The organism is Euryarchaeota archaeon (genome assembly GCA_016207515.1).
GTDB lineage: Archaea > Thermoplasmatota > SW-10-69-26 > JACQPN01 > JACQPN01 > JACQPN01.
Window position 1 is genome coordinate 1 of sequence record JACQPN010000024.1, and the last position, 24,912, is coordinate 24,912.

The following is a 24,912-nucleotide window of genomic DNA, read 5'->3' on the forward strand; positions in this document are numbered from 1 at the left end:
ACGATCTCCATCTTCTCGCGCGCTGTCCATTTCCGCTTCTGTTCGTTTTCCATTCGTGTTCCCTTCCCGCTTGGTCAGCGGGGTGGGAACCGTTCAGAAATCAGAAGACCTTTTTGTCCCAGTTTCGCTGAAACATCTCAGAATAGCTATTGAAGTCTGGAACGTGTCCAAAAGCTTCGCGATACGAAGCAATTTCATCCACAATGGGAGTCGTTTCGACGAGAACCAGACACCAGCCACGGGATCGCATGGAATTGACGTGAGAGTGAGGTCAAGCGACGGGCGCCTACCTAGTGACATGACTCTAACGGGACAAGTATTCCAGATAGGCAGAAACCACCTAGAAGGCTTCATGGCCGCAATTCGGATTGGCGTCGATGTGGGCGCGTTGGAAAACACGATGACAGGCCACACTTATCGATTGATCAGCAACAATACAATCGAAAGCAATGATCAAGGAATTGTTCTAGGGCTATCTGCAACTCTCTCGAACAACTCGATCCAGAATTCCTCTGCCGCGGCCGTATGGCAATCAGCTTCGACCGCCACCTCCGCCCTGTTGGGCAACGAGATCCGAAACACGCCCCTCGGGTTCTCCCCGTTCCACTCCTGCGCTGGGATTCCGGTCTATCCGATTGTCGAGTTCAATAACTTCGTCAATACAACGGATTGGGCCATTTTGCAAGGAGGATGTACCGCCATCGTGCCGGCGGCTAACAACTACTGGGGCCACCCTGACGGTCCCACCTACAACCGCGGCGACAACGCTCTCGATCCGATTCTCGACCCCATCGTGCCCGAGGAGATTGGTTACGGGGGCCGGGTCACCTTTGGCGTGGTCTTCGCGCCATGGTTGACGGAGCCGAACCCGCACGCCGGGCCGGTGCCCGAAAACTAGACGGCTGACCTCCTCGTCGGAAGCATGCGCATCATCACGGCGCGCGCTTGGCGGCGAACACAAAGCGTCCGTTTGACTGTCTGGCATTGACGATAAACTCCCGTTCCAGGGGATCGGCGCACCCATCCCATCCTTAGGCCGACTGTTCGTGCACCGGTTATCATTCGGTTTTTCGTCATGGCCCACGAGGATTTCCTTCGAGGCGGAGAGCACTAGGAGGAAACCGTATTTTTGACGGCCCGCCATCCGTCGCGTCTTGTTCGCGTCTTTCGCCCACATGTACTTCTATATCCGACGATGTGCCTGCATCAAGACAAAGGCGAGGCAAGCCGGTTGAAGTTCGACCACTACAAGACCGACGGATTCTATGATGAGATGTTCACGGCCGACGGCAAACCCCGTGAGGGCGCCTCTGTGCTCGTCGACGCCCTCGAGGGCTTCAGCGACGAGGAGATGCGCCGGCGCCAGCAGGCGGCCGACGTCGCCTTCCTCAACCAGGGCATCACCTTCACGGTCTACGGCGACAAGGAAGGCCGGGAGCGGATATTCCCGTTCGACATCGTCCCACGGATCGTGCCCGCAAGCGATTGGGCCGTCCTGGAACGCGGCCTCCAACAACGCATCAGGGCGCTCGACCGTTTCGTCGACGACGTCTACCACGACGCCCACATAATCAAAGACGGCGTGATCCCGGAAGCGGTCGTCCGGACGAGCAAGGGGTTTCGCGACCAATGCATCGGCCTCGACCCGCCGAAAGGCATCTGGTGCCACATCTCCGGCATCGATTTTGTCCGCGACGGAGACGGGCGGTATTATGTGCTCGAGGACAACCTGCGAACCCCCTCCGGCGTGTCCTACGTCCTGGAGAACCGGGAGGTCATGAAGAAAGTCCTCCCGGAGATAATGGGCAGGATGAGCATCAAGCCCGTGACCCAGTACCCGATACAGCTCCTGGAGACGTTGCAGCACCTTTCAGGGAAAAGCGACCCCACCGTCGTCCTCCTCACGCCTGGCATCTACAACAGCGCCTACTTCGAACACTCGTACCTCGCCCAGAAGATGGGCATCGAACTCGTCGAGGGAAGCGATCTCATCGTCGACGGCGGCGAAGTGAAGATGAGGACGACGCGCGGCCTAAGGCGCGTGGACGTGATCTACCGGCGCATAGACGACGATTTCCTCGACCCGGCGGCGTTCCGGGGCGACTCGCTCCTAGGCGTTCGCGGCCTCATGGACGTCTACCGCGCGGGAAACGTAGCGCTCGCCAACGCCCCCGGCACCGGGGTCGCCGACGACAAGGTGGTCTACCCGTACGTCCCGTCCATGATCGAGCACTACCTGCAAGAGAAGCCGATCCTCCCAAACGTGCCGACGTTCGTGTGCTGGGACGACAAACAACGCGAGCACGTGCTCGGCAACCTCGACAAGTTGGTCGTCAAGGCCGCGAACGAATCCGGCGGCTACGGGATGCTCATCGGTCCCTCCGCATCGAAAGAGGAGCGCGAGGCCTTCGCCGCGAAGATCCGCGACAACCCGCGTAACTACATCGCGCAGCCCACCCTCGCGCTTTCCCGGGTCCCCACGAGGATCGGGAACGGCTTCGAGGGACGCCACGTGGATCTACGCCCCTACGTCCTCAACGGGAGATCGATCCATGTGCTCCCCGGGGGCCTCACGCGTGTGGCGCTCCGGAAGGGCTCGCTTGTCGTGAACTCGAGCCAAGGCGGCGGCAGCAAGGACACGTGGGTGCTTGCCGACAACGGAGGCCAGTGACGTTGGCCCGCTCGACCACGTCACCGACTCTTCCCCGCGGGGGTGGCCGCTGATGCTCTCTCGGGTAGCCAACGCGGTCTATTGGATGAACCGCTACATCGAGCGGGCCGAGAACGTGGCGCGCTTCGTGGACGTGAACCTCAACTTGACGCTGGACCTTCCCGAGGGCCACGCGGACCAATGGGAGCCCCTCGTCATCACGGCGGGCGACAGCCTCGTCTTCAAGAAGCGCTTCGGTCCCGCCACGAAGGAGAACGTCATCCATTTCCTCACCTTTGACAGCGTGAACCCGAATTCGATCCTCTCATGCCTTCGCCAGGCCCGTGAGAACGGACGCAGTGTCCGCGAGATCATCTCGTCCGAGATGTGGCAGCAAGTGAACCGATCCTACCTTTACCTCCAGGACGCCATAGCGAGCGGCACGGCGATCCAGAGCCCTCACGAGTTCTTCGCCCGCGTCAAGATGGATTGCCACCTTTTCACCGGCATCATGGACGCGACGATGTCGCACGGCGAGGCATGGCATTTCGGAAGGATGGGCCGGCTCCTCGAACGCGCGGACAAGACATCGCGCCTTCTTGACGTGAAGTACTTCATGCTCCTACCTCGCCCCACGGACGTGGGCTCGGCGGTCGACGATCTCCATTGGCAGGCGGTCCTCAAGTCAGCGAGCGCCCTCGAGATGTACAGGAAGGACCGCCGACGGCGCATCACGCCGTGGGACGTCGCGGACTTCCTGATACTCGACCGCCAGTTCCCGAGATCAATCAGGTACTGCGTCACGAAGGCGGAGGAATCGCTGCAGGTCATCGGCGGAAAACCCGGCAGGGCCTTCCACAACAAGGCGGAGAAGCGGTTGGGACGACTCCGCTCCGAACTCGACTACATCGACCTCAAGGACGTCTTCCAGAAGGGTTTCCACGAGTTCCTCGATGGGATCCAAACGGAAATCAATTATGTCGGCGACGGGATCCACGACACGTTCTTCGCCGCGATCACTGTAGATGAAACGGCGCCGGTGAGCGGGGGCCCGCAGTAGGCACCGAACCAATGATAATCGAGACAAGTCACGAAACGTCGTACAGGTACAATTCCGCCGTCCGGCTCGACCTTCAGACCATACGGTTGAAGCCCCGCGCCGACGCACGCCAGAGGATCCTGCACTTCGACCTTCACGTCTCCCCGGATCCGACGTTCCGCAGCGAGGGCATCGACGAGGATGGGAACGTGATGGTCTGGGTCCGCATCGACGGAAGCCTGGACCGCTTCGACGTGAAGACTTTCTCCCGAGTAGAGACGACGCCCTCCCGGCCCGAAATCGAGATGCTCTCGCGAGGAGTTCGGAAACTGCCGATGGAACTTCCGGGCGACGAGGGCGTGAGGCTTCAGCGTTACTTCGTTCCCCCCTGGGTCGGACCCGAGGTCAAGGAGTACTCCGAGCGCATCGCCGATTCGACGCACAGGAACACATTGGATTTCCTGGAGACGCTCGCGTTCCGCATCCACAAGGACCACGCGTACCGGGCGCGTATCGAGGGCCCTCCGCTCACCCCGGACGTGACGCTCGCAAGACGCGAGGGCAGTTGCCGCGACTTCACGGTCCTCTTCATGGAAAGCTGCAGGGCGCAGGGGATCGCGACGCGGTTCGTGAGCGGTTACCACGTGAGGCAACGCGACAATGCAGGCCGGGAACTGCACGCGTGGACGGAAGCCTACTTGCCGGGCTTCGGGTGGCAGGGCTACGACCCGACCATCGGGCAGATCGTGCTCGAAAGACACGTGCCGGTCGCGACGGCGTCGAACCCCAGCGGGGCGGCGCCTGTCACGGGAAGTTTCTGGGGCAACAACGTCACCTCCACGCTCTTTTTCAAGGTAGACGCGCGGATCCTCACCGCGAACCCGCCCGCCACGTTCTGAAAGCCGCCGGCATGGCGACGCTCATCCACCGTAGCATTTACATTCCGCCCCGTGTCGGTGGTTCCCGCCACCCTCACGTTTTATTAACCGTGGCGGATTCGCACGTACATGGCCCAATGGAGCCCCGCCTGCCTATGCGGGCAGATCGGCGTCAACATGATAGTGACCGGCAACGACATCGGCCCCGAGGGCGCATACTTCGGGCCTGGGGCGACGATGAAATGCCCCGCCGGCCACGAGATAGAGCTTGGCACGTGCCGATGGGCGCGGACAGGGTAAGCGCGGACAGCTTCTCCAACGTGATCAGCGTTCGACCTCGCGACCCGGTCGCGCCGGCAAGAACGATGCGTTCAGCCTTTGAGGTGCCCGGTTTTTTCCCAAGACGGCAACCAAATCGCCTTTCGCACGCGGGGCCCCAGCGCGAATAAGCCTATGTACCGACGAGGCGTTTGCCAGTCGTGGTCTCCGAATCCGGCCTCCTCTTCGACGCCGACTACGTGACGGTCGACGGCCGGGCCTGGGTCCGCCTCTGGGTGAAGTCGGGCGGGCGCGTCATACGCGTCCTCGACCCCACCTTCGAACCGTACTTCTACCTCGTCCCCGACGGAGTCGATTCGCTTGACAAGCTCCGAGCGGCTGCGGCGAGGCTCTCTGACGGGAATGCCCGCGTCGAGAAGGCCATCGAAGTTGAGGTGAAGGAAGGCCTGAGACCCGTACGGGTCGTGAAACTGGTTACTCACCACCCTTCCGATGTCCCGAAGCTACGCGAGCGCGCCGCACAACTTCCGGGCGCCGTCGCGTGGCGAGAAGCCGACATCCTGTTCCGCAACCGCTACCTCATCGACCGCGACCTCGTCCCAATGAACGGGGTCACGTTTGAGGGTGAATGGCGCGACAAGGCCAAAGGCGAGTTCGTCGCGACGAAAGTGGAGGCCGCGCCGCCACCAAAAGATGAGGCCCTTCGCCTACTTGCTTTCGACCTCGAGGTCCACAACCCCAAGGTGGTCCCCGATCCCGGGAAAGACGAGATCGTCATCATAGCGATCGCCCGCTCGGACGGAAAGGTGCAATCGCTCGAGAGCAAGACAGGGGACAAAGCACTCATCGAGGCTTTCGTTCGCGAGATCCATGACTTCGACCCGGACGTCCTCGTGACGTACAATGGTGACAACTTCGATTGGCCCTACCTAGTCGCGCGTGCGGGAGCCCACGGGATCGGCCTCGGCGTGGGGCGCGACGGCTCGGAGCCCGACGTCCTGCAGCTCGGGCCCGCGAAGACCGTGCGCATAACGGGTCGTGCCGGCGGCGACCTGTACAAGATCGCGCAACGGGATCTGCCGGACGTCAAGGTCAAGACGTTGAAGAACGTCGCCGAGCACCTCAAGGTGAAACTCAAATCCGAACGCGTCATGATCCCGAAGGAAGAGATCTGGAAATACTGGGACGATCCCGAGAAAAGGAAGACGTTGGTGGCCTACGCCCGTGACGACGTGACCTCCACTCTCGACCTCGCAGCAAAACTCCTCCCCATGCAAGTAGAACTCGCCCGCCTCATCCGCCAGCCCCTCGACGAGGTCGTCGGTATGGGCCGCGGCCGACAGGTGGAGTGGTTCCTCCTCTCGGAAGCCCACCACCTGGGGCTCATCGCGCCGAACAAGCAGTTCAGCGAGGACGAGGCGTACGAGGGAGGCGTCGTATTGGACCCGAAACCCGGCATCTACGACGACGTCGTGGTCCTCGACTTCTCCGCGATGTACCCGAGCATCATGATAAGCTACAACATCTCGCCCGACACGGTCTTGCTCCCCGGCGAGGACACGCCCCACTTCACGGCGCCCGAGGTAGGTTACCGTTTCCGCAAGGAGCCCGACGGGTTCTTCAAGAAGATCCTTCAGCGGCTCGTCGACGAGCGACGTTCCATCAAGGCCGACATGAAGAAGACGGCCCCCGATTCGGCCGAGCACGCGTATCTCGACATCCGGCAGAAGACCGTGAAGGTGCTCACGAACTCGTTCTACGGTTACACCGGTTGGGCGGCCGCGCGTTGGTACAAACGCGAATGCGCCGATGGAACCGCGGCGTGGGGGCGTAACCTAATCATGCAAGTGGTCGACAAGGCCAAGGCGAGGGGCATCAACGTGATCTATGGCGACACCGACTCGCTGTTCGTCACGAACACGCCCGACATCGACATGTTCGCGGCCGAGGTGAACGCGGAGCTTCCGCTCGAACTCGACCGGCAGGAGGAGTTCGAATCCATCTTGTTCACGGGCGCGAAGAAACGTTACGCGGGCCTCACGAAGAAGGGCGCCTTGGTCGTGAAGGGCCTCGAAGTGAAGAGGGGCGACTGGTGCGCTCTCGCCCAACGCATCCAGGAGGAATGCCTGGAACGGGTCTTGCGGGACCGCGATCCCGGTGCCGCCGCGACGTTCGTGAAGGCCACCGTCGCCCGGCTGCGGGCCGGGGATTTTACGCTCGATGAGGTGACGATAAACAAGGGGCTCACGATGAGTCTCGCAAGCTACAAGACGAAAGGCGCGCACGTCCTTGCGGTGGAACGGGCCATTGCGGAGAACCCCGGTTACAAGCCGCAGATCGGCGCGAAAGTCAGTTTCGTCATCGTGAAACCGGGGCCGGCCGAAAAGAGTTCGAGCAAGGCGAAGGTCCCGAGCGACTCGCTACTACGCGACCGCGCCCGACTTGTCGAATTCCTGAAACCGGGCGAGGAGCCGGACCCAGAATACTACGTCGAAAAGCAGGTCGTCCCGGCGGCGGTCCGGATCTTGGAACAGTTCGGCTTCGACGCGGAATCGCTCCGCGGAGGCCCGGCAGGCGGAAAGGCAACGCCGAAGAAACAACCGAGCTTGCAGGATTGGTTCTGACCAAGACCCGCCGCACTCTGGGGGAGACCGAGTCCGGCAGCGTCCGCTCACGACGCGTTCCCACGCACAGAACCTTTAAGTACCAGACCTTTCATCATCATTATCGCTGCTTTTGAAGCGCCCCTTTTGAGGGAAGTTTATGCAGGAAGCTTTGACACCAAAGTCCTTCGACGAGCAGGTTAAGGCCGTCTCGACCGGCACGAGCACCATCGGCATCGTTTGCAAGAACGGTGTGGTCATGGCGACCGACATGAGGGCCACTTCGGGCCACATGATAAGCCACAAGACGACCCAGAAACTCTTCAAGATCAGCGACAAGCTCGGTCTCACGGTGGCCGGCCTTGTGGGCGACGCCCAGGTGCTTGCCCGCTGGCTCCAGGCCGAGGTCGAACTCTACCAAGTGAAGCGCGGCAACGATATCTCCGTCAAGGCCGCCTCCACGTTGATGGCGAACATCCTCAACGGGCGCAAGTTCTACCCGTTCTGGGTGCAACTCTTGATCGGCGGCGTCGACAAGGACGGGGGTTGGATGTACAGCCTCGACGCGGCGGGCGGCAACATCCCGGACAAGTACGTGTCCACGGGAAGCGGCTCCCCATTCATCTACGGTGTCCTTGAGGACCACTACAAGGACGACATGACGACGGAAGAGGGCATCGACCTCGCGATACGCGGCCTCAACGCCAGCATGAGGCGCGACAGTGCGTCCGGCGACGGGATACTCCTCTGCGTCATCACCCAGAAGGACGGCTACAAGGCCATCGACGCAAAAGAGATCGAGAAGCGCAGGAAGAAGATGAACCTCCCCTAGGGTTCTGCTTTTTCTCTTCGTTCAAGTCTCTTCGATTTCACGCTCCAGATTTCAATCGAGTTGACCACCCATGGGTGTAGAAGACCTACTGAAACAGATCCGCGAGGAAGTCAAGTCAGAGCTTCCGCCGGAAGTCATCGTGACGGACATCGAGTTCGAGGGCGCCCTTCTCGTGATCTACACGAAGACGCCGGAGAAGTTCGCCGACGACGAGGACATGGTGCGTCGGCTCGCGAAACGCGTGAGAAAGCGCGTCATCATCCGCCCCGACCCCTCGGCGATGGCGGAGATAGAGGTCGCCAGGAAAAGAATCGAGGAGTTCGTCCCGGCCGACGCGGAGGTCACGGAGATCTATTTCGAACCCGACTCGGGCGAAGTGACCATCGAGGCGAAGAAGCCCGGCCTCGTCATTGGCCGCCACGGTTCGACGCTCAATGACCTGAAGCGCGCGATAGGCTGGGCGCCGAAGGTCACGAGGACCCCGCCGATCGCCTCGAAGACGATCAAGGAGATCCGCGACTACCTGCGCTCCGTCTCGGAGGAAAGGAAGGACCTTCTGCGGAAAGTGGGTCGCCGCATCTACCGTGGAAGCACGGGGAGGGACCCGATAATCCGGTGGACGAGCCTCGGCGGCTACAGGGAGGTCGGCAGGTCCTGCCACCTGTTGATGACGCAGGAATCGAAGGTCATGATCGATTGCGGGGTCTACTTCGCAAGCGACGACTCCGGGACACCTTACCTTCAATCGCCGGAGGTCTCGCCGTTGAACAGCATCGATGCGGTCGTCCTCTCGCACGCCCACCTCGACCACTCGGGGCTTGTGCCACTGCTTTTCAAGTACGGTTACGACGGGCCGATCTACGGGACGGCCCCGACCCGCGACCTCACGGCTCTTCTTTGCATGGACTACCTGAAGGTCGCCGCCGCCGAAGGACGGAAGATGCCGTTCGAGAGCGAACACATCCGCGAGATGGTGAAACATTACATCCCGTTGAAGTGGGGCGACACGACCGACATCGCGCCGGACATCAAGCTCACTTTCCAGAACGCGGGCCACATCATCGGTTCATGCGTCTCGCACTTCCACATCGGCGATGGCGCCCACAACATCGCCATCACGTCCGACATGAAGTACGAGAAGACGTGGCTTTTCAACCCCGCGGTGAACAAGTTCCCGCGGCTTGAGACACTCATAATCGAATCGACATACGGAGGGCGCAACGACTTCCAGCCTTCGAGGATCCAGGCGGCCGAGCAGATGAAGGAGATCTGCAACCGTGTGGCGGGGCGGGGCGGGAAGATGGTCGTACCTGTCTTCGCGTTGGGGCGCTCCCAGGAGGTCATGATCGTCCTCGAGGAGCTCATGAGGACGAAGCAGATCCCGACCGTCCCGGTGCATCTTGACGGCATGATCTGGGAAGCCACCGCAATCCACACGGCCTACCCGGAGTTCTTGAACAACAAGCTCCGTCAACAGATCTTCCACGAGGGCGAGAACCCGCTCCTTTCCCCCATCTTCGAGCGGGTCGATTCGCAGGACAAGAGGAGGAGCATCCTCGCATCCAACGAACCCTGCATCGTCCTAGCGACCTCCGGGATGCTCAACGGCGGCCCCGTAATGGAATACTTCAAGGAATGGGCGCCGGACGAGCGTAACGCCCTCGTTTTCGTCGGCTTCCAGGCAGAAGGGACCTTGGGCCGCCGGCTCCAAAAAGGCTGGGGCGAGATACCGTTCACGGAACAGGGGAAGTCCCGCGTCGTCAAGGTAAACCTCTCGATCGAGATAATCGACGGTTTCTCCGGCCACAGCGACCGGCGGCAGCTGATGAATTATCTCAACAACATCAGCCCGAAACCCGACCGCGTCATCGTGATGCACGGCGAAGAGTCAAAGTGCATCGACCTCGCGTCAAGCATCTACAAGAAGTTCAGGATGCAAACGCACGCGATGGCGAACCTTGAGACCGTGAGACTCAAGTGAGTCTTCCTGGACGGCTTCGCCGTCGACTACGGCCTCGATTCTGCGTAGCTGGGGGAGGTCCGGCTATGGTAAGAGGGTCTCGCGACCCGGATCCGGGTTTGTGGCCGCGCGCCGACGCTCACGAATGAACCCTTTCCTAAGGCGCCACGACCAGGAAATCTGCGTCCCACATCTAAGACACACGTGTAGTCCATCCCCCTAGAAAAACCACATATACGCCGTAAACGTATACTGACTATACATGACCAAGCTCGTCCAACTTTCTGATGAAGCGTATCGTCGTCTCAAGAACCTGAAGCGAGGCCGCGAAAGCTTCAGCGATGTAGTCAACCGCGTGACCCGGAAAGGCGACCTGAGCGGCCTATGGGGTCTGCGTTCCGGCGCCGAGATCGACGCGCACGAAAAAGCCATCCGCGAGGTCAGCGACCGGGATCGACCGGAGACCCATTGATGGTCGTCCTGGACACCTCGTTTCTCATCGCATTCGAACGACGCGAACCGAACGCCGTCGCCTTACGGGACACTTTCATCGAAGACGCCGAAACACTTCGCATCCCGGCCGCGGCTTGGGTCGAATTCCTTTACCGATTCGGCCCTAAGGAGCGTCGTGAGGCCGCGCGCGTCCTTTCGGAGGCGACGAGCTTCGAGGCCTTCACGCAGGAATTGGCCCACGAGGCGGCCGAGATCCAGCATGAACTGGAGAAACGGGGCCGCACACTTGCGTGGCACGACCTTCAGGTCGCTGCCACGGCCACTACCTTCAGGGAACCGTTGGTGACGCGTGATCTGGCCTTCGACCGGATGCCCGGTCTGGAAATAGTCCGCTGGTGACGCGGGGCCTACGCCCGGGCAGGCCGGCGACTGCGGGCCTCCAAAGAATGGATGCGGCGGGAGGCGTCCTTCGAAGGGGGCGCGTCCAGTTGCGGCGGTCCCGTCCAATCACACACGATTCCTCCACTTTCTTGCGTCTACAGGCCAGGGCGGCAAGTTTCGGCCCGATCTCCTGGAGGGGCAGTACGCATAAGGCCAGACCTCGATGGCATGCCCTCGGTCGGCCCGAAATTCATGTGCGGCGGCGCAACGCTAGCGCGCCAAGGAGGATCGCCACCGGGACAAACAAAGCAGGCATCGGCGTCTTGGCTTCCGGCGCGATGGTCGCGGACGGTCCGTCTGCCGCGTCGCTTGAATCGGTCGATACGGGATCGCGGCCCGAGGCGCCTTGGTCGCTTGACACGACCCCGCCGCCGGTCACGTTCCCCGTTTCCACGGGCTCCTCCGGAGCGGCCGCGGTCGGCGGCGGCCTAAGCACGTAAGTCGCGTTGCTCCTCGCAACGTCGTTGGCGCAGCCAATGACAAGGCACCCGTTCCCCTTGATCTCCCATGAATAGGCCGTAAGGCCGGAAAGTGTCAGATTCCCGCGCGTGGACGCGGGCAGCGTGAGGTTCTCCTCGAGGAACCTCTTCGGGAAGGTAATCGACAGGTACCCAGGACTGCCGTACCTGAATTCGCCCTTCGTTTCGTTTCCTTCGAACTTCTCGAACGTTTCCTTTTCGTACCTGTTCACGTTGAAACCGGTGCTCCCGTCGGGGCCGATGAACGCGAAGAGGCTGTAACCGTAGCCCCGGTAGACGAAGTCGAACCTGTAGCTCGATTGACGCGCCGCCGCGGCGTCGAGTGTCTTGTACTTGATGTTCGCGTTGAACGTGCCGTCGGTCTCCTTGTCTATCCACGCTTCGAGGATGTCGCCATAGAAAGCACCCGTCGGGAAAGCCGGGTCCCCTTCGGCGTCCTTTATCTCCGGCTTGGCCTCCGTGCCGGCGAACGCGCCTTGAGAAAGCGCCCCGGCTATTGTGAGCGATGCCATGATGAGAACATACCCCGCCCGCACCGACATCGAGCCGTTGAGTGGAGCGTGCCACAAATAAGGTTTGGGGCAGCAGCCTTGACCAGGAGGTGGATGAGTGTCAGCGTGCCGCGGCGTTTATCAGACGTCGGATCGCGGCGACCGGATACTCGGTCTTCTTCGAGAACCGGAGGCAGCCGACCATCACCTTGAAACCAGCCGCTTCCAACGCGACCTTCTCCCGTTGGAGCAGGCCGGATTTCGGAGGGCACCAGAAGTGGAGTGTCATCCCGGATTTCCCCTCCACCATCATGATCGCGAACTTGAAGGGGTCCATCGTCCCACGCATCATCTCTGGAGGCGGCGCCCATTCGATACCGACGACCCAACCGGGCATATCGAACATGTGGGTCGGCCTCGCCGCCGGAAACGCCGACTTGAAGGCGCGGCCGATCCCTTGGAAGGCTTTGCGAAACCGCGGTGAGGCGCCCTCCAGGTACGCGCGCCTTGCCTCCGCGTCGTAAGAAGCGGGCCAAGTGGTCCGCGGCGTGCGCGGCGTGGCCTTCATGACGGCTTTGGCCACCGGCTCACGTGCCCTTGAAGTCCGCCTTCCGTTTCTCGATGAACGCCCGCATCCCCTCGCGTATGTCCCCCGTCGTGAAGCAAAGGGCCGCAGTCTCAAGCTCCAACGCGAGCCCCGAGTCGATGTCGGATTCGAGGCCACGGTCGATCGCTGCCTTGGCCAACGAGACGGCTACGGGCGCGTTCGCGGAGATCCGTTCGGCGAGCGCCACGGCCGCCCCCAGGAGTCCGGCCGCGGGGACCACCTTCAGGACCAGGCCGATCCGTTGCGCCTCGTTCGCGTCGAACTTGTCACCGGTGAAGATGAGCTCCTTGGCCTTCGCCTTCCCGACGAGGCGCGGGAGGCGTTGCGTGCCGCCAAAGCCCGGGTGAAGACCGAGGCCCACTTCGGGAAGCCCGAAGGTCGCGTTGTCTGCCGCGACGATGATGTCGCACGAGATCGCGAGCTCCATGCCGCCCCCGAGCGCAAACCCGTTGACGGCGGCTATGACGGGCACGGGCAGCGTCTCGATCTTCCTGAACACGCGTTGGCCCATCGCGGTGTATCGACGCGCTTCGAGCGGCGTAAGGGCCACCATCTGCTTGATGTCGGCACCGGCGGCGAACGACCGGCCTTCCCCTGTAAGGACCACGGCGCGAAGCGTCTTGTCCATTGGGAGCGTGTCGATAGTGGCCTCAAGATCGGACAACACCTCGCCGTTCAAGGCGTTCAAGGCGTCCGGTCGATCGAGGCTCACGATGGCCACACGGCCCTTGCGCCGCACGTTCACTCTTCGAAGCGTCCACGGGGTGTTCTTCCCACCATGCGCTTGAAGGTTCGCGGCGACGGGGAAGGCGGCCCCATGGCGAGCGTGGATCGCCTCGACGAGTCGAAGCGCTTTCCCCGTGCCGATGCGGTTCATGAGGGCGAACGGCCCGGTCGCCCACCGTAGCCCGGTCGTTGCGGCCTTGTCCGTGTCCTCGGCCGTGGCGACACCTTCGTCGACCAACTTGGCGGCGATGCCGAGCGTCACGCCGAGGAGACGCTCGGCCACGGCCTTCGTCGCTTCAGGCTCGATCCTGCCCGCTATGTCGAAAGGCGTTCCGGCCTTGAACGCCCTTTCCAAGACGGCGCTAGGCTTGTAGAACGGACCGAACGCCTTGTGGAGGCTCTCCTGACTGTGGTAGGCGATCGGTATGCCCGTGAAGTTCATCAACTCGAACGGCCCCATCGTGATGCCAAAAGCCTCCTTGGCCGCCGCGTCGATGGTCGCGGGGCTAGCAAGGTCTTCTTCGACGATGCGGCAGGATTCATTGAGGAGGGGCACGAACGCCCGGTTCACGGCGAAGCCGGCACTGTCCGCGGTGCGCACCGGTAGTTTTCCGAGCGTCCTTGAGAACGTGGTGAGCGTCTCGACGGTCTCCTCACTCGTCTCATTCCCCGCCACCACCTCGACGAGGAGGTTCACGGCCGCGGGGTTGAAGAAGTGGAGGCCGCCGAAACGTTCCGCCCTCTTCGTGGCCTTGGCCATCTCGGTGACCGAAAGGGACGACGTGTTCGTTGCGAAAACCGTCGTCGCCGGGCAAAGGCGGTCCAATTCGCCGAAGACCTCGTTCTTGACCTTCATCTCCTCGAAGACCGCTTCGATGACGAGGTGCGCGCCTTCGGACAGTACCTTTAGGTCCGTCGTCGGCTTTATCCTCGAAAGGGTCGCGTCCATTTCCGCCTGTTTGAGTTTTCCCTTCTCGACGCGCTTCTTGAGCTGCGTCGCGATGTTGTCCATCCCGCGCCTCACGAGTGCCTCGTTCGTGTCGCGTAGCACCACGTCGAATCCCGATTGGGCGCACGCGAGCGCGATCCCAGAACCCATGTTCCCGGCACCGACCACGGCCACCTTTCGTATCTCCAAAGTCACACTGAACGCCTCAAAAGTGAACCGGCCGAGCGGTAAAGCCGTTTCCGGTCTCCCACAGGAGGAAGGATACCTCTTCGCCCACGAAAAGCGTTATAAAGAGGTTCTGCCTTGTCACGAACCCCGGAGAAGAACGGATGCCAGCGAGAAACATGTGTTGGAGATGCGGCAAGAAGTACCGGCAGGAAAGCCACATCTGCCAGCCAAGCGCCATGGCGAAGGCGAAGCTGCACGGGCAGCCGCGGCCGTAGCGCACTCTTGTTTTCTGGTCTTCGGGCACCCGCTCGACACTTGGCCCACCGGCTTTAGGCCATTTCGAACCTGCTCGTGAAGTGCCTCAAGGTCCTCGATTCCTTGGCGAACCGCACTCCCCGGATCTCGGCCTTGTGCCTCGCCACTTCCCTGAACGCGTCCGCGACATAGTCGAGGTGCGCGGTCGAATAGACGCGCGCGGGGATCGCGAGCCTAAGCATCTCCACGGCCGCGCCTGTCTCGTCACCGGTCTTCGGGTCGCGCCCGGCCATGAGTGTGCCGATCTCGACGGCCCGGACACCGGCCTCGACGTAGAGGGCCAAAGCCAAGGCGTGCCCCGGGTAGTTCTTCGCCGGTATGTGCGGCAGAAAAGCGCCGGCGTCGACGAACACTGCATGGCCCCCGGGCGGCGTGATGACCGGTACACCGGCGGCCACGAGTTTCTCCGCGAGGTATTCTACCTGTGCCACGCGGTGCCTTAAGAAATCCTCGTCGGCCGCCTCTTTGAGGCCCACCGCCATCGCGGCGAGGTCGCGACCTGCGAGTCCGCCGTAAGTGAGGAAGCCCTCGTGGAGCACGGCAAACGGGGCGAATCGCTCGTACAAGTCGTCCGATTGCGTGAGGATCAATCCACCGATGTTCACGAGCGCGTTCTTCTTGGCACTCATGAGCCCCGCGTCGGCAAGGCTGCTCATCTCGTGGGCTATCTCGACGACCGACCGTTTCCCGTAGCTAGGTTCCCGTTCCCTGATGAACCAGCAGTTCTCCGCGTACCTCGCCATGTCGAGAAACAGCGGAATGCCGTGGCGCTTCGTGGCCTCGCGCACCGCGCGGAGGTTCGCCATCGAAACGGGTTGGCCACCGACCGTGTTGCAAGTGACGGTCACGAGGACGTACGGGATGTTCTCCTTGCCATGCCGCTTGACGGCGGCTTCGAGCTTCGCGATATCGACGTTTCCCTTGAACGGTTCCTTCGAGTCACGCACGCGCGCCTCGTCGATCGTGCAGTCGACGGCGGCCCCTCCCTTGTGCTCGATCTGGGCCTTGGTGGTGTCGAAGTGGGCGTTACCCGGGATGACGCTTCCCGGTCTGATCACGGCCTCGGCGACCACGCGTTCCGCGCCGCGACCTTGATGGACGGGGATCACGCGTTTGAAGCCCATGACCTCGCGAACGGCTGCCTCGAGCTCGTAGAAGCTTCTCGATCCCGCGTACGCCTCGTCGCCTCGCATGATCGCGGACCACTGTTCGTCGCTCATGGCGCCCGTGCCGCTGTCGGTGAGCAGGTCGATGTAAACGTGTTCGGCGCGAAGGAGGAATGGGTTGAACCCCGCGTCCCGGATGAGTCGAGCGCGTTCTTCCCGTGTCGTGAGCCGGATCCTCTCGACGGTCTTCACGCGGAAGGGCTCTGGCGGCGGGCGCATACAAGGTGGACGTATAACTTTGTACATTACACTTTTGGGCGATCCTTCATGGGCCGCGCCGTCTTGACGCAAGGTTTGAAGCGACGGCCACCGTTTTGCACGCCGTGCGTCGAAGATCGTCATTCGCGACCGTTTTCGTCCTGATGGCCGTCATCCTTGGGCTCGCCGCGGTCCAGGTGGCAACGGCGAAAACGGCACACGTCGGGTCCTTCACGATACAGCCCGGCCGGTTCGGTGAGACGGACCTGAACCTGTCGCGCGGAGATGTGATCGAGTACGAGTGGAGCACCTCGCCCCCGACCGTGATCGGTTTCAACGTGCATACGCACCGCGACGACAAGACCATCGAGTACAACGAAGCGCGAAACGTCTCCGGGAAGGGCGCCTACACTGCGCCCGAAACGGGCACCCACTCCATCCTTTGGGACCCCGATCCGCCTGCGACGCGCTCCTTCAACGTGACGTTCCGCCTTGGCGGAAACTACGCGTGTCTCTCGTCCGTCCCGGAAGGCCTCTGCGCGATGACGGCGCCCTCGGACGGAAGCCGCCTCGCATCACCCGGGGCCGGTGTCACGGTCATTGGCCTGTTGGTCGCTGCTGCCGGGGTGGTCGCGATCGGAAAACGGCGTCGCCCATGACGCAGCACGAAGGCTGATCCGAGATCCACAGGAGGAGAGGAGTGACGCGGGTCCTGTGACCGCCATCATGGGCGGCGGGGCGTCGAACAACATAGTCGCTACTTTTCCCCTTCACTGGGCCCTGTTTTGTGGCGGGGTGGATGGCCGGTGTCGCGCGCGTCCTCGAAGAACCCAACGTGGAGCTGACCTTCGAGCGCTTCATGGAGACGCGTGACGAACCCCCAAAAGAGCACGGCGAAAGCGAGGACCACGATGCCGACACCCAAGAGAAGCTCCCGCGAAACCGCCGCGCGGGAAGCGAAAAAGACCACGATGACGACTGTGAAGACGAGCGCGACGAGGAGCAGGACCGCACCAGCCGCGCTTCGGAGAAGTCGCGCGCGCTCCCCCTCGGGTCTCACGAGCAGCGAATAAAGCGTCTGGAGACTTGTGAAGAGGGAGAAGAACGCGGGGATCGAAAGAAGCGTCGCCCCCACCCACACGATGAGAAGCGCGTTGGTGCGATTCTGGGCCGCGACGAGTCCCGGCACTATCCGGGCGAGAAGGACCGTGAGGTTCACGAGTATCGCAAGAAAGAGCGCTGAGACGAAAACGCGCCGAAGGACCGACCGCGCTTTCCTGCCGGAGGGCGAGTCCGCGGCGATCCTTGCCCGGGCCCTTCCGACCCACGCCGCGTAGTACCCGGAGAGTAGATGCAGCTCCCTCGGAGCCCGGTTATGGAGGGCGATGGCGCCCCTTGCCACACCCGCTGCGTACGGGGGGGCGACGATACTCGTGATGAGACAGAGGCTCGTTCCCGCTGCAAAAACGAGGGCGCCCTCGCTCGTTGCCTGACCGAGGACGGTCGAGAGCACGATCGCGAACGTCCCGTAGCGTCCCATCGTCGCGCCGATCCTCACGCTTTCGACTGCGCTTCGCCCTGCGAGGAAGAAACCGGATCCTGCCCCGATGGTCTTCGCTAGCATCGCAACCGCCACGATCGCCCCGATCGCCGGCAGGTTCGAAAGCGCAACACCGGGATCCATGAGAAGCCCCATGGAGATGAAAAAGAGGCCGAGCGCGGTCTCGCGGCCCATCTCGACGACGCGACGGAGCCGCTCTCCGCCTACCGATTGGGCGACTGCGGCCCCCATCACGAAAGCGCCCAGGGCCGGTGAGAAGCCGAGCTCCGAGCTCGTCACCGCCGCCGCGACGGCGAGCAGCGACGCGGCGACCCCGATCGGCCAATCGCGTCGCGATCGGACCAAGGCGCGCATGATGTAAGGTGCCGCGATCGCAGAGAGGCCGACGAGGACCAGCATGAGAAGCGCCGTCTGCCCCATCGCCTCCGTCACCTCCACGGCGGAGAAGGAGCCGGAAAGGATAAGCGCCGAGAAGACGGCGAGGAGGGCCGCGGCGGCGACGTCTTCCATGAGGAGCACGCCGACGACCACGTCCTTTGAAGGGAGGTCACGGTTCTCCCGCCGGAAGGAATAGAGGACCAGCGTGGTGCTGCTGATGGACATGACCGCTCCCAAGACGCCGCTTGCGATAGGCGAAAGGCCGAGCGCCTGGCCCAGGGTGAACCCTAAGACCAGGACGACGAGGACCTCGATCACGGTTATGAACGCCGCGACACCGCCGGTCTTCGTGACCTCTCGGATGGAAACATCGGTGCCAAGGGCGAAAAACGCGAGGACGATGCCGCCGAGGGCCACGAACTGCGCCATCTCAAGGCTGATCGGTTGAACCGGGCTCGGTCCCCCGCTTGCGAACACCACGCCGACGACGAGGTATAGGGTCGTCGGTGGAAGCCCTACTTTGCGAGCGATGCGTTCCGTGACGAGCGCGGCGCTCGCGATGAGGATGCTAGCGAGGATGACGTCTTCGCCTGCCACGAGAATGGTCCAGCCGGCCGGGAAAAGCCGCGTCCCCACATTTACAGTTTGCCAGACGTTGAGCGCTAAGGGCTCCCGCGTCCGCCTTCATCGACGGCGCCTCCGCGTCCGTCCCTTCTTCGTGCCTTGCCGCCAGCCTCGTCTTCCTCTGCCCCTTCGAAGGCAAGGAGTATCACGTCGCCCTCCTCGATCTCCGACGAGCGGGAAAACGTCGCGATCGGCCTGCCTGATCGCCTTATGCCGATCACGGTGGAACCCTGGAATTGATCGTCAAAGCCCCTGGCGATCGATAGGCCCACGAGTCCGCTTCCGGCCGTCGCGACGATGCGCCTCATCTCCACGCCCTCGGGGTGGGCGTGGAGGAGCCTCTCGACCAGGGCCTCCTCATCGGGTCCCTCCTCCTCGCCACCGAAGAATGATTCATGCAGCGCGTACTCCAACGAGCGGTGGAACGAATCGATGGACCGCCACAGGACGAGCGCCGTGACGACGACGATCAAGCCAACGCCACCGACGACCTCCACGGGCGCGAGTCGCCCGGAAGAGAGCAAGAGCGCCATGACGCCCACGAAGGCGACGACCGAGAGGACAAGGAGCCGCGCGATCAGCCTCTTGAGGAGCACGGCTTCCCCGCCGGTCGGTCGGAAGAGAAGACGGAAAAGACTCACCGCCGACGCCGCCATCGACAAGAGCCCCGGAACCGCCAGTAACGCCGTGGCGAACCAGATACCCATGGCCGCGTCGTCGTGGCGAACGTTGCCTCCAAGAAGAGGCGGGACGACCTTCGTGGCGATGAGGCCGAGGTTCACCATCACAGCGACCAAGACGGCGGACACGAAGATGCGCGCCATGAGGTGGCGGGCCTGACGGCCGGCCGCCGAGGTCGCCGCCGCGCGGGATCGCGCCCCCCTCATCCAACCGCGATAAGCGGACGAGAAGGACTTGACCGATCGCGGCGCCCCGCGCTCCAGCGCGCCGACGAGCGCCGACGTGGCCGCCCCCAACGGGCGGGCGGAAAGCGTCGACGCTATGCAAAGTCCGGCCGCCGCCGCAAAGAGGACCGCCCCCTCGGTCGTCGTGGTCCCGATGACGCCGGCCAAGACGACGGAGAACTCCCCGAACCGCGCAAGACGCGTCCCGGTGAGGCTCGCATCACGCACCGTCTCCCCGAGAAGGAACATCGACGTGGTCGCGGCAAGGGTCTTGCCGACGATCGCCACCACGGCGATCAAGAGGATGAGGGGAAGGTTGACGAAGAGCACGGTCGGTGACACGAGGAGGCCTATCGTCACGAAGAAGAAGGCGACGACGGCCTCGCGTAACCCCTTTGCGACTACGACCATATGCCGTGCGGCGTCCGACTGTGCGGCGGCGGCGCCCATGATGAAGGCGCCGAGGCCCGGCGAGAACCCGAGGAGAGTCCCTGCCCCGGCGGCCGTGGCGGTTACGGCGGCCGTCCCGATTATCGCCGGATAGTCGCCGCGGGGCCGGCTGAGAACACTCAAGAGCCGCGGCGCCACGAGCACGGCAAGGGCCGTGAAGACGAACAGCAGGATGACCGCGCGCCCAAGGGCACTTACGACCTCTCCGGCGGAGAACGAACCCGAAAGGCCCACGGTCGAATATAGTCCGATTAGGGTCGCGGCCGCGACGTCCTCCACCAAGGCGACGCCGAGAAGCACGCGCCGCGCCTCGTCGGACATTCGCTCCTCGCGAGTGGAATGAAGAACTAGTGTCGTGCTGCTTATCGCCACGACGCCGCCCAAGACGGCGCTCGAAAGCGGGGAGAGACCGATGGCGCGACCTGCGGCGAATCCCACACCCGTCATGAAGACGACGCCTGTCGCCCCGGCAAGCGCCGCGACACCGCCGACGTTCACGATCTCGCGCACCCGGAATTCGAGGCCTAGGAAGAAGAGGGCAAGGACCATCCCTATGTCGAAAAGGATCCGCGCGTTCTCCGGTCCGAGGAACTGCCCTGCGAAAGGCGTCTCGGGGCCGATGAGGATGCCTGCCGCGACGTAGAGAGCGACAGGGGGCACCTTCGTCAACACGGCGGCGCCTCGCGCGGCCGCACCGACCAACGCGACCATGGCACCGGCGACGACGAGTCCTTCAACCTCCACTCGCCGCCTCCAGGCAACGTGCAAGCCGCCTTAGGGATCGGAGGTCCTTCACGCTCTCGCCAAGATCCGGGACGATGATGGGGCGGACCGAGAAGCTGTGCTCGAGCAAGGCCATGGCCCGTTCCTCTTCCTCGAGGATGCGCGCATGGAGCCGGGCGCTGCGGTCGATGCCGCGCACGAAATCGGCGCGATCATCGCCGGCAAGGCCCATGGACGGCCCTCCGTCAGAAAGGCGGTGCATGGCCGATGGGTCCGACCGCGGGATGACACGGTTCACGACGACGCCCGACGTCTTGAAGGCCAACCGGGTCATCGACACCTCCAATTGCAAGGCGGACTCGATGGCCTGCCGCTCCGGGTTCGTGACGATGTAGTACGCCGTCTTCTCGGGGTCGCGAAGCAACGCGTCCATCCTCCTTGACCGTTCTTCCAGGTCGACGAACATCTGGTCGAAGTTGTTGATGAACTCGGCGGCCTCATGGAGGAACCTTTGCGACGTCCATCGTGCGGCCGCGTCCGCGAAGCGGCCCCCCGCAAGGCGCACGATGCGGGACGGCTTGAAGAAGAACCGGACAAGGCCGGATTCGAAGACGCGCACCAGCCGCGAGGACGCAGAGAGGAAATCTATCGCGTGCGTCCTAGGTGGCGTATCGACCACCACGAGGCCGTAGCGGTCTTCCGCGAGGATACTGTCCAAGGTGCCGACGGCCACGAACTCCTCGCTCCCCGCGAAGGCGTCGGAAAGGTGGCTGTAGAACGTGGACGCGAGCACCTTCTCGCGCACTTCATCGCTCGGGGCGTACCTTCGGACGAGTTGATCGAGGGCGGATTTCGTGTCGAGCATCAGCGCCGAGAGGTCGCCTGTGACCTCGTGCTCCGCCCCCCCGAGTCCTACGCCCATCGCGTCCGCGAGGCGTCTTGCCGGGTCTACCGTCATCACGAGGGTCTTTCGATGCCTCGACGCCGAAAGCGCGGCCGCCGCGCTGAGCGTCGTCTTGCCGACCCCGCCGGGCCCAAGGAAGACCACGAGCCGTTTCGATTCAAGGTCTCCCTTGAGGCTCATAGGAGCCCCTCCACGGTACTCGAGAGTTTCTCGGCCTTCGAATCGCCAAAGACCATGGGCGCCTCGACGAGCGGCAGACCTATGTCGCGAAGCAGTTGCGCCTGTTCCTGCTGCGACTTTGAACGGGCAAGGATCACGACGAGCGCCCTCGCCGCCTCTTCCACCGCCGTGTCGCTTGCACGCGGCTGTCCTCGTGCCAGCTTCAAGAGTGTCGCCTGTGACCTTCGTCGTTCGAACATCGGGGGGATGTTCTTGTTCACGACGATCGCGCGGACCGTCATCGCCGCTTCGCGTAGCCTCAGGAGGAGGTCGGCCGTCTCGCGGACCGCCACCTCCTCGGGTGTTGTGACGACGACGACGCGCGTCACCGATGGGTCCTCCAGCATGACCCGTATCGCGCGGCAGCGGTCCTTGAGCTTCCCGACGAGCATCGCCTCGCTCTTTCCGGGCGCTTCGAAGAACGCCGCCCCGTGCCCCGTGGCGAGGCCGTCGACGACGATCTCGTCGTGGCGTCCAGCGAGTCCTATGTCCCTCAGTCGGTTGAGGACCGCCATCTCCTTGACGCCGGGCGCGACATCGACGAAGCTGTCGTAGGCGGCGCTTCCCGTCACCATGTGCGAGACGAGCGGGAACTTGAGGAAATTGTGGAAGGCCTCGTCGACGAGGAGGCGCGGCTTGAATTCGAGGTGCTCGAACGGCTCCGCCGCGGCGCGTTGGCGCGTGGCACGGTGTTGGAGGGAAAAAAGGAGAGTCTTCCTTCCGGCGAGGCTCGCGCCGAGCGCGAACGCCTCCGAGATGGTGGTTTTTCCAGTTCCCCCTTTTCCCGTGAAGAACGTTATCCGGGGCCGCGCCACGGAAGCAGTACGGCGGCGGCGCTTAACAGTTTTTTGCAGAACCGGACGCCCGCATGGGTCCCGCTTGCCGCGCGCGAGTGCATTGCTTGGGCGATGCGTTCAAAGGGGCGTGATTCCGAGGACGTCCATGGCCGAAACGGCCTCACTGGGAAGATCGCGTGGGTCGACGACCGCTCGCCTTGAGCCCGTAAGTTCAGCGGCGAGCGTCAACGCCCGCACGGGGTCGGACTCCAAATGGTGCCTGGCCAGCATGTGGCCGATGTTTGCCCGCCCCAGACGGACCGCGTCCGTCGGACGTGGAGAATAGTGGCCGCCCCCCACGCCAAGGCAAGTGGGAAGATCCATGCCCGCGGTCTCTTCGCCGAGGCCCATGATGGTGCGGGCGACGGCCGCGGCCGCCTCCTCGTCGCCCCATCGCTCCTCGCTGCTTCCCACTTCAATGAAGAAGGACGGCGCACGCATCTCGGGCCCGTGGTGGGTCGCCTCGAACGAAACGTCGTAAGGCAGTCCCGCGGCGTTCTTCATCAAGAGGCGGAGTGCTTTCGACTGTAATGCCGCCGGCGCGGGGGCGAGCGTCCAAGGCTTTCCACCGTATTTCGCCTCGGCGAAGTTTCCGATGGGGTGGACCGTGAGTGTGTGCTTACGCGATGCCGCCTGGTGCCTTGACGCGAACATGAAGGCGGCGGGAACGATGCCTGTCTCGGTGCGAAACCCCAGGTCCAACCTTTCGTGATAGATGTGCAGGTCCTCGATCTTGCAGAGGATCAGCCGACCGTACCGAAGGACGTCACGGCCCCCAAAAGACCCGATCCTTTCCCACGACGCCGCGTCGTGGAGCGCGCGGCCGATGGTGACCGACGCCACATCGGGTTCGGATACCACCACCACATAAGGAGGCGACGCGGAAGCGGAATCGTCCGTGGGGCCGTTTCGGGGCATCGTGTCCCCTTTGGCGCCCGTCGGCGCCACTATTGGTCGTCTTCTTCCTTCGCCCAGACGCCCTCGTCCTCAAGTTCCTCGTCGTCGCCCGCGTCGGTCTCGGGTCCGTCGACGTCGCCAGCGCCCTCTTCCTCGGCGGGCGCGGGGCCTTTCGTTTCGGCTTCGACCGCGCTCACGGGGCCGCCGGCCTTGACGACCTCGGCGAAGGCGAGTTTGCGAAGCACCCGGGTCACTCGGACCTGCACGGCTTCCCCCACTTTCGTGTTCGGGACGAAAATCACGAAACCGTTGATACGAGCGATGCCGTCGCCTTCCTTGCCGACGTCCTCGATCTTCAGCTCGTACAGGTTCCCTTCCTTTACAGGCGGCGGCCTGGGGGCACTTTTCGCCGGAGCGCGGTTTCCGAAAGCCAATCTGGTCAACTCCTGGTCTCTAGCCGCCCCCAACCGCTAATCGCCAATGCGATTACGCGGCCGCAGCGACTCTTCGCGCTAATCCGAGCAGACTATAAATAGATTCGTCAGCTGCTCGTTCGGACCACATGGCGGCCCGGACACGCAACAAATCTCAACGGGCAAAGGACGCGAAGCGGCGCCTCGACCCGGGCGTCGTGGAGGTCGTGCTGTCCGCGGGTCGCCTCAAGAGCCGCGAGCGACGCGGTTGGCGGCAGGCAAGGTTGACGGCCCGACGGTTCGAGAGCGTCGCCGATCATTCGTGGCGTGTCGCATTCATGGCGTTCCTCGTCGCCCCGCCTCGCATCCGCCGACGAGCGATTGAACTTGCGCTCCTTCATGACCTCGCCGAGGCGGAGTGCGGCGACATCACGCCGCGAGACGGAGTGCCGGCCAAGGCGAAGCGACGTATCGAGGCCGCGGCGCTTGAAACCGTCCTCGCCGGGCTGCATGCGCCCATCGCGTCGCGCGTCCGCCGCGCTCATCAAGAATACTCGTCGGGAAAGAGCGTCGCCGCGCGCCTCGTGAAGTCGCTCGACAAGGTCGAGATGGCGATCGAGGCTTTGGCGTTGGAGCGGGAGGGCGCGGACCCCGAGACGCTTGAGACCTTCTGGAGGTCGGCGCGACGTGCCGCCACCACGAAGACCGGGCGCGGCCTCATGAGCGGACTTGAGAAGGCGCGAAGGACCGGCGGTCGTTAGCCCGGCG

The 24,912-nt window shown here is 63.2% G+C and carries 23 protein-coding genes; 12 read left to right on the plus strand and 11 right to left on the minus strand.

Translation table 11 applies throughout. The features are described 5' to 3' along the window. Positions 1 to 352 precede the first annotated feature (352 nt). From HY556_10750 to HY556_10795, 10 genes are all read left to right on the plus strand, one after another. On the plus strand, positions 353 to 898 hold the full coding sequence (locus HY556_10750; GenBank protein MBI4394252.1) for a hypothetical protein: 546 nt from the start codon (positions 353 to 355) through the stop codon (positions 896 to 898). Between the two features lie 333 nt (positions 899 to 1,231). Next, positions 1,232 to 2,671, plus strand: a complete 1,440-nt coding sequence (locus tag HY556_10755; GenBank protein MBI4394253.1) for a circularly permuted type 2 ATP-grasp protein — start codon at positions 1,232 to 1,234, stop codon at positions 2,669 to 2,671. A 52-nt stretch (positions 2,672 to 2,723) separates the two neighbouring features. Beyond that, positions 2,724 to 3,710: an alpha-E domain-containing protein gene (locus tag HY556_10760; protein ID MBI4394254.1), complete on the plus strand. Its 987-nt coding sequence runs from the start codon at positions 2,724 to 2,726 to the stop codon at positions 3,708 to 3,710. Between the two features lie 11 nt (positions 3,711 to 3,721). Then, positions 3,722 to 4,588, plus strand: a complete 867-nt coding sequence (locus HY556_10765; GenBank protein ID MBI4394255.1) for a transglutaminase family protein — start codon at positions 3,722 to 3,724, stop codon at positions 4,586 to 4,588. A 108-nt stretch (positions 4,589 to 4,696) separates the two neighbouring features. Beyond that, positions 4,697 to 4,867, plus strand: coding sequence for a hypothetical protein (locus tag HY556_10770; GenBank protein MBI4394256.1), 171 nt, complete (start codon positions 4,697 to 4,699; stop codon positions 4,865 to 4,867). A gap of 179 nt (positions 4,868 to 5,046) precedes the next feature. Further along, on the plus strand, positions 5,047 to 7,470 hold the full coding sequence (locus tag HY556_10775) for a ribonuclease H-like domain-containing protein (protein MBI4394257.1): 2,424 nt from the start codon (positions 5,047 to 5,049) through the stop codon (positions 7,468 to 7,470). A gap of 139 nt (positions 7,471 to 7,609) precedes the next feature. Then, positions 7,610 to 8,281, plus strand: coding sequence for an archaeal proteasome endopeptidase complex subunit beta (gene psmB / locus HY556_10780; GenBank protein ID MBI4394258.1), 672 nt, complete (start codon positions 7,610 to 7,612; stop codon positions 8,279 to 8,281). 70 nt (positions 8,282 to 8,351) lie between these two features. Continuing rightward, positions 8,352 to 10,262, plus strand: a complete 1,911-nt coding sequence (locus tag HY556_10785; protein MBI4394259.1) for a beta-CASP ribonuclease aCPSF1 — start codon at positions 8,352 to 8,354, stop codon at positions 10,260 to 10,262. Between the two features lie 241 nt (positions 10,263 to 10,503). Beyond that, positions 10,504 to 10,713 (plus strand): antitoxin VapB family protein, encoded by a 210-nt coding sequence (locus HY556_10790; GenBank protein MBI4394260.1) that lies wholly within the window; start codon positions 10,504 to 10,506, stop codon positions 10,711 to 10,713. Beyond that, positions 10,713 to 11,093, plus strand: coding sequence for a type II toxin-antitoxin system VapC family toxin (locus HY556_10795; GenBank protein MBI4394261.1), 381 nt, complete (start codon positions 10,713 to 10,715; stop codon positions 11,091 to 11,093). Before HY556_10790 ends, HY556_10795 begins: the two co-directional genes overlap by 1 nt. Before the next feature lie 232 nt (positions 11,094 to 11,325). On the opposite strand, the gene HY556_10800 is transcribed toward HY556_10795, so the two are convergent. The 5 genes from HY556_10800 to HY556_10820 form a co-directional block, all read right to left on the minus strand. Continuing rightward, positions 11,326 to 12,156, minus strand: a complete 831-nt coding sequence (locus tag HY556_10800) for a hypothetical protein (protein ID MBI4394262.1) — start codon at positions 12,154 to 12,156, stop codon at positions 11,326 to 11,328. Between the two features lie 70 nt (positions 12,157 to 12,226). Further along, on the minus strand, positions 12,227 to 12,688 hold the full coding sequence (locus tag HY556_10805; GenBank protein MBI4394263.1) for a hypothetical protein: 462 nt from the start codon (positions 12,686 to 12,688) through the stop codon (positions 12,227 to 12,229). A gap of 4 nt (positions 12,689 to 12,692) precedes the next feature. Then, on the minus strand, positions 12,693 to 14,582 hold the full coding sequence (locus HY556_10810; protein MBI4394264.1) for an enoyl-CoA hydratase/isomerase family protein: 1,890 nt from the start codon (positions 14,580 to 14,582) through the stop codon (positions 12,693 to 12,695). Between the two features lie 10 nt (positions 14,583 to 14,592). After that, positions 14,593 to 14,859 (minus strand): hypothetical protein, encoded by a 267-nt coding sequence (locus tag HY556_10815; protein MBI4394265.1) that lies wholly within the window; start codon positions 14,857 to 14,859, stop codon positions 14,593 to 14,595. Positions 14,860 to 14,884: 25 nt separating this feature from the next. Beyond that, the gene (locus HY556_10820; GenBank protein MBI4394266.1) at positions 14,885 to 16,255 is read right to left on the minus strand and encodes a tryptophanase; all 1,371 of its coding nucleotides are present in this window, start codon (positions 16,253 to 16,255) and stop codon (positions 14,885 to 14,887) included. Positions 16,256 to 16,359: 104 nt separating this feature from the next. Between HY556_10820 and HY556_10825 the strand changes: the two genes are divergently transcribed. Continuing rightward, on the plus strand, positions 16,360 to 16,893 hold the full coding sequence (locus tag HY556_10825; GenBank protein MBI4394267.1) for a hypothetical protein: 534 nt from the start codon (positions 16,360 to 16,362) through the stop codon (positions 16,891 to 16,893). A gap of 98 nt (positions 16,894 to 16,991) precedes the next feature. Here HY556_10825 and HY556_10830 read toward each other — a convergent pair whose 3' ends face one another. The 6 genes from HY556_10830 to HY556_10855 all read right to left on the minus strand — a co-directional run bounded on the left by HY556_10830 (position 16,992) and on the right by HY556_10855 (position 24,165). Beyond that, a complete protein-coding gene (locus HY556_10830) occupies positions 16,992 to 18,770 on the minus strand; it encodes a cation:proton antiporter (GenBank protein MBI4394268.1) in 1,779 nt (592 codons plus the stop codon). Positions 18,771 to 18,835: 65 nt separating this feature from the next. Further along, on the minus strand, positions 18,836 to 20,896 hold the full coding sequence (locus HY556_10835; GenBank protein ID MBI4394269.1) for a cation:proton antiporter: 2,061 nt from the start codon (positions 20,894 to 20,896) through the stop codon (positions 18,836 to 18,838). Further along, a complete protein-coding gene (locus tag HY556_10840) occupies positions 20,886 to 21,959 on the minus strand; it encodes an ArsA family ATPase (GenBank protein ID MBI4394270.1) in 1,074 nt (357 codons plus the stop codon). Before HY556_10840 ends, HY556_10835 begins: the two co-directional genes overlap by 11 nt. Beyond that, positions 21,956 to 22,813: a hypothetical protein gene (locus HY556_10845; GenBank protein MBI4394271.1), complete on the minus strand. Its 858-nt coding sequence runs from the start codon at positions 22,811 to 22,813 to the stop codon at positions 21,956 to 21,958. The genes HY556_10840 and HY556_10845 overlap by 4 nt, the downstream gene beginning before the upstream one ends. Positions 22,814 to 22,912: 99 nt before the next feature. Further along, positions 22,913 to 23,782 carry a hypothetical protein gene (locus tag HY556_10850; protein ID MBI4394272.1) on the minus strand — a complete coding sequence of 290 codons (870 nt, stop codon included), beginning with the start codon at positions 23,780 to 23,782 and terminating at the stop codon, positions 22,913 to 22,915. Further along, a complete protein-coding gene (locus tag HY556_10855) occupies positions 23,782 to 24,165 on the minus strand; it encodes a TRAM domain-containing protein (GenBank protein MBI4394273.1) in 384 nt (127 codons plus the stop codon). Before HY556_10855 ends, HY556_10850 begins: the two co-directional genes overlap by 1 nt. 128 nt (positions 24,166 to 24,293) lie before the next feature. Here HY556_10855 and HY556_10860 point away from each other — a divergent pair, with 128 nt between their 5' ends. Beyond that, the gene (locus HY556_10860) at positions 24,294 to 24,905 is read left to right on the plus strand and encodes an HD domain-containing protein (protein ID MBI4394274.1); all 612 of its coding nucleotides are present in this window, start codon (positions 24,294 to 24,296) and stop codon (positions 24,903 to 24,905) included. The last annotated feature ends 7 nt before the right edge of the window (positions 24,906 to 24,912 follow it).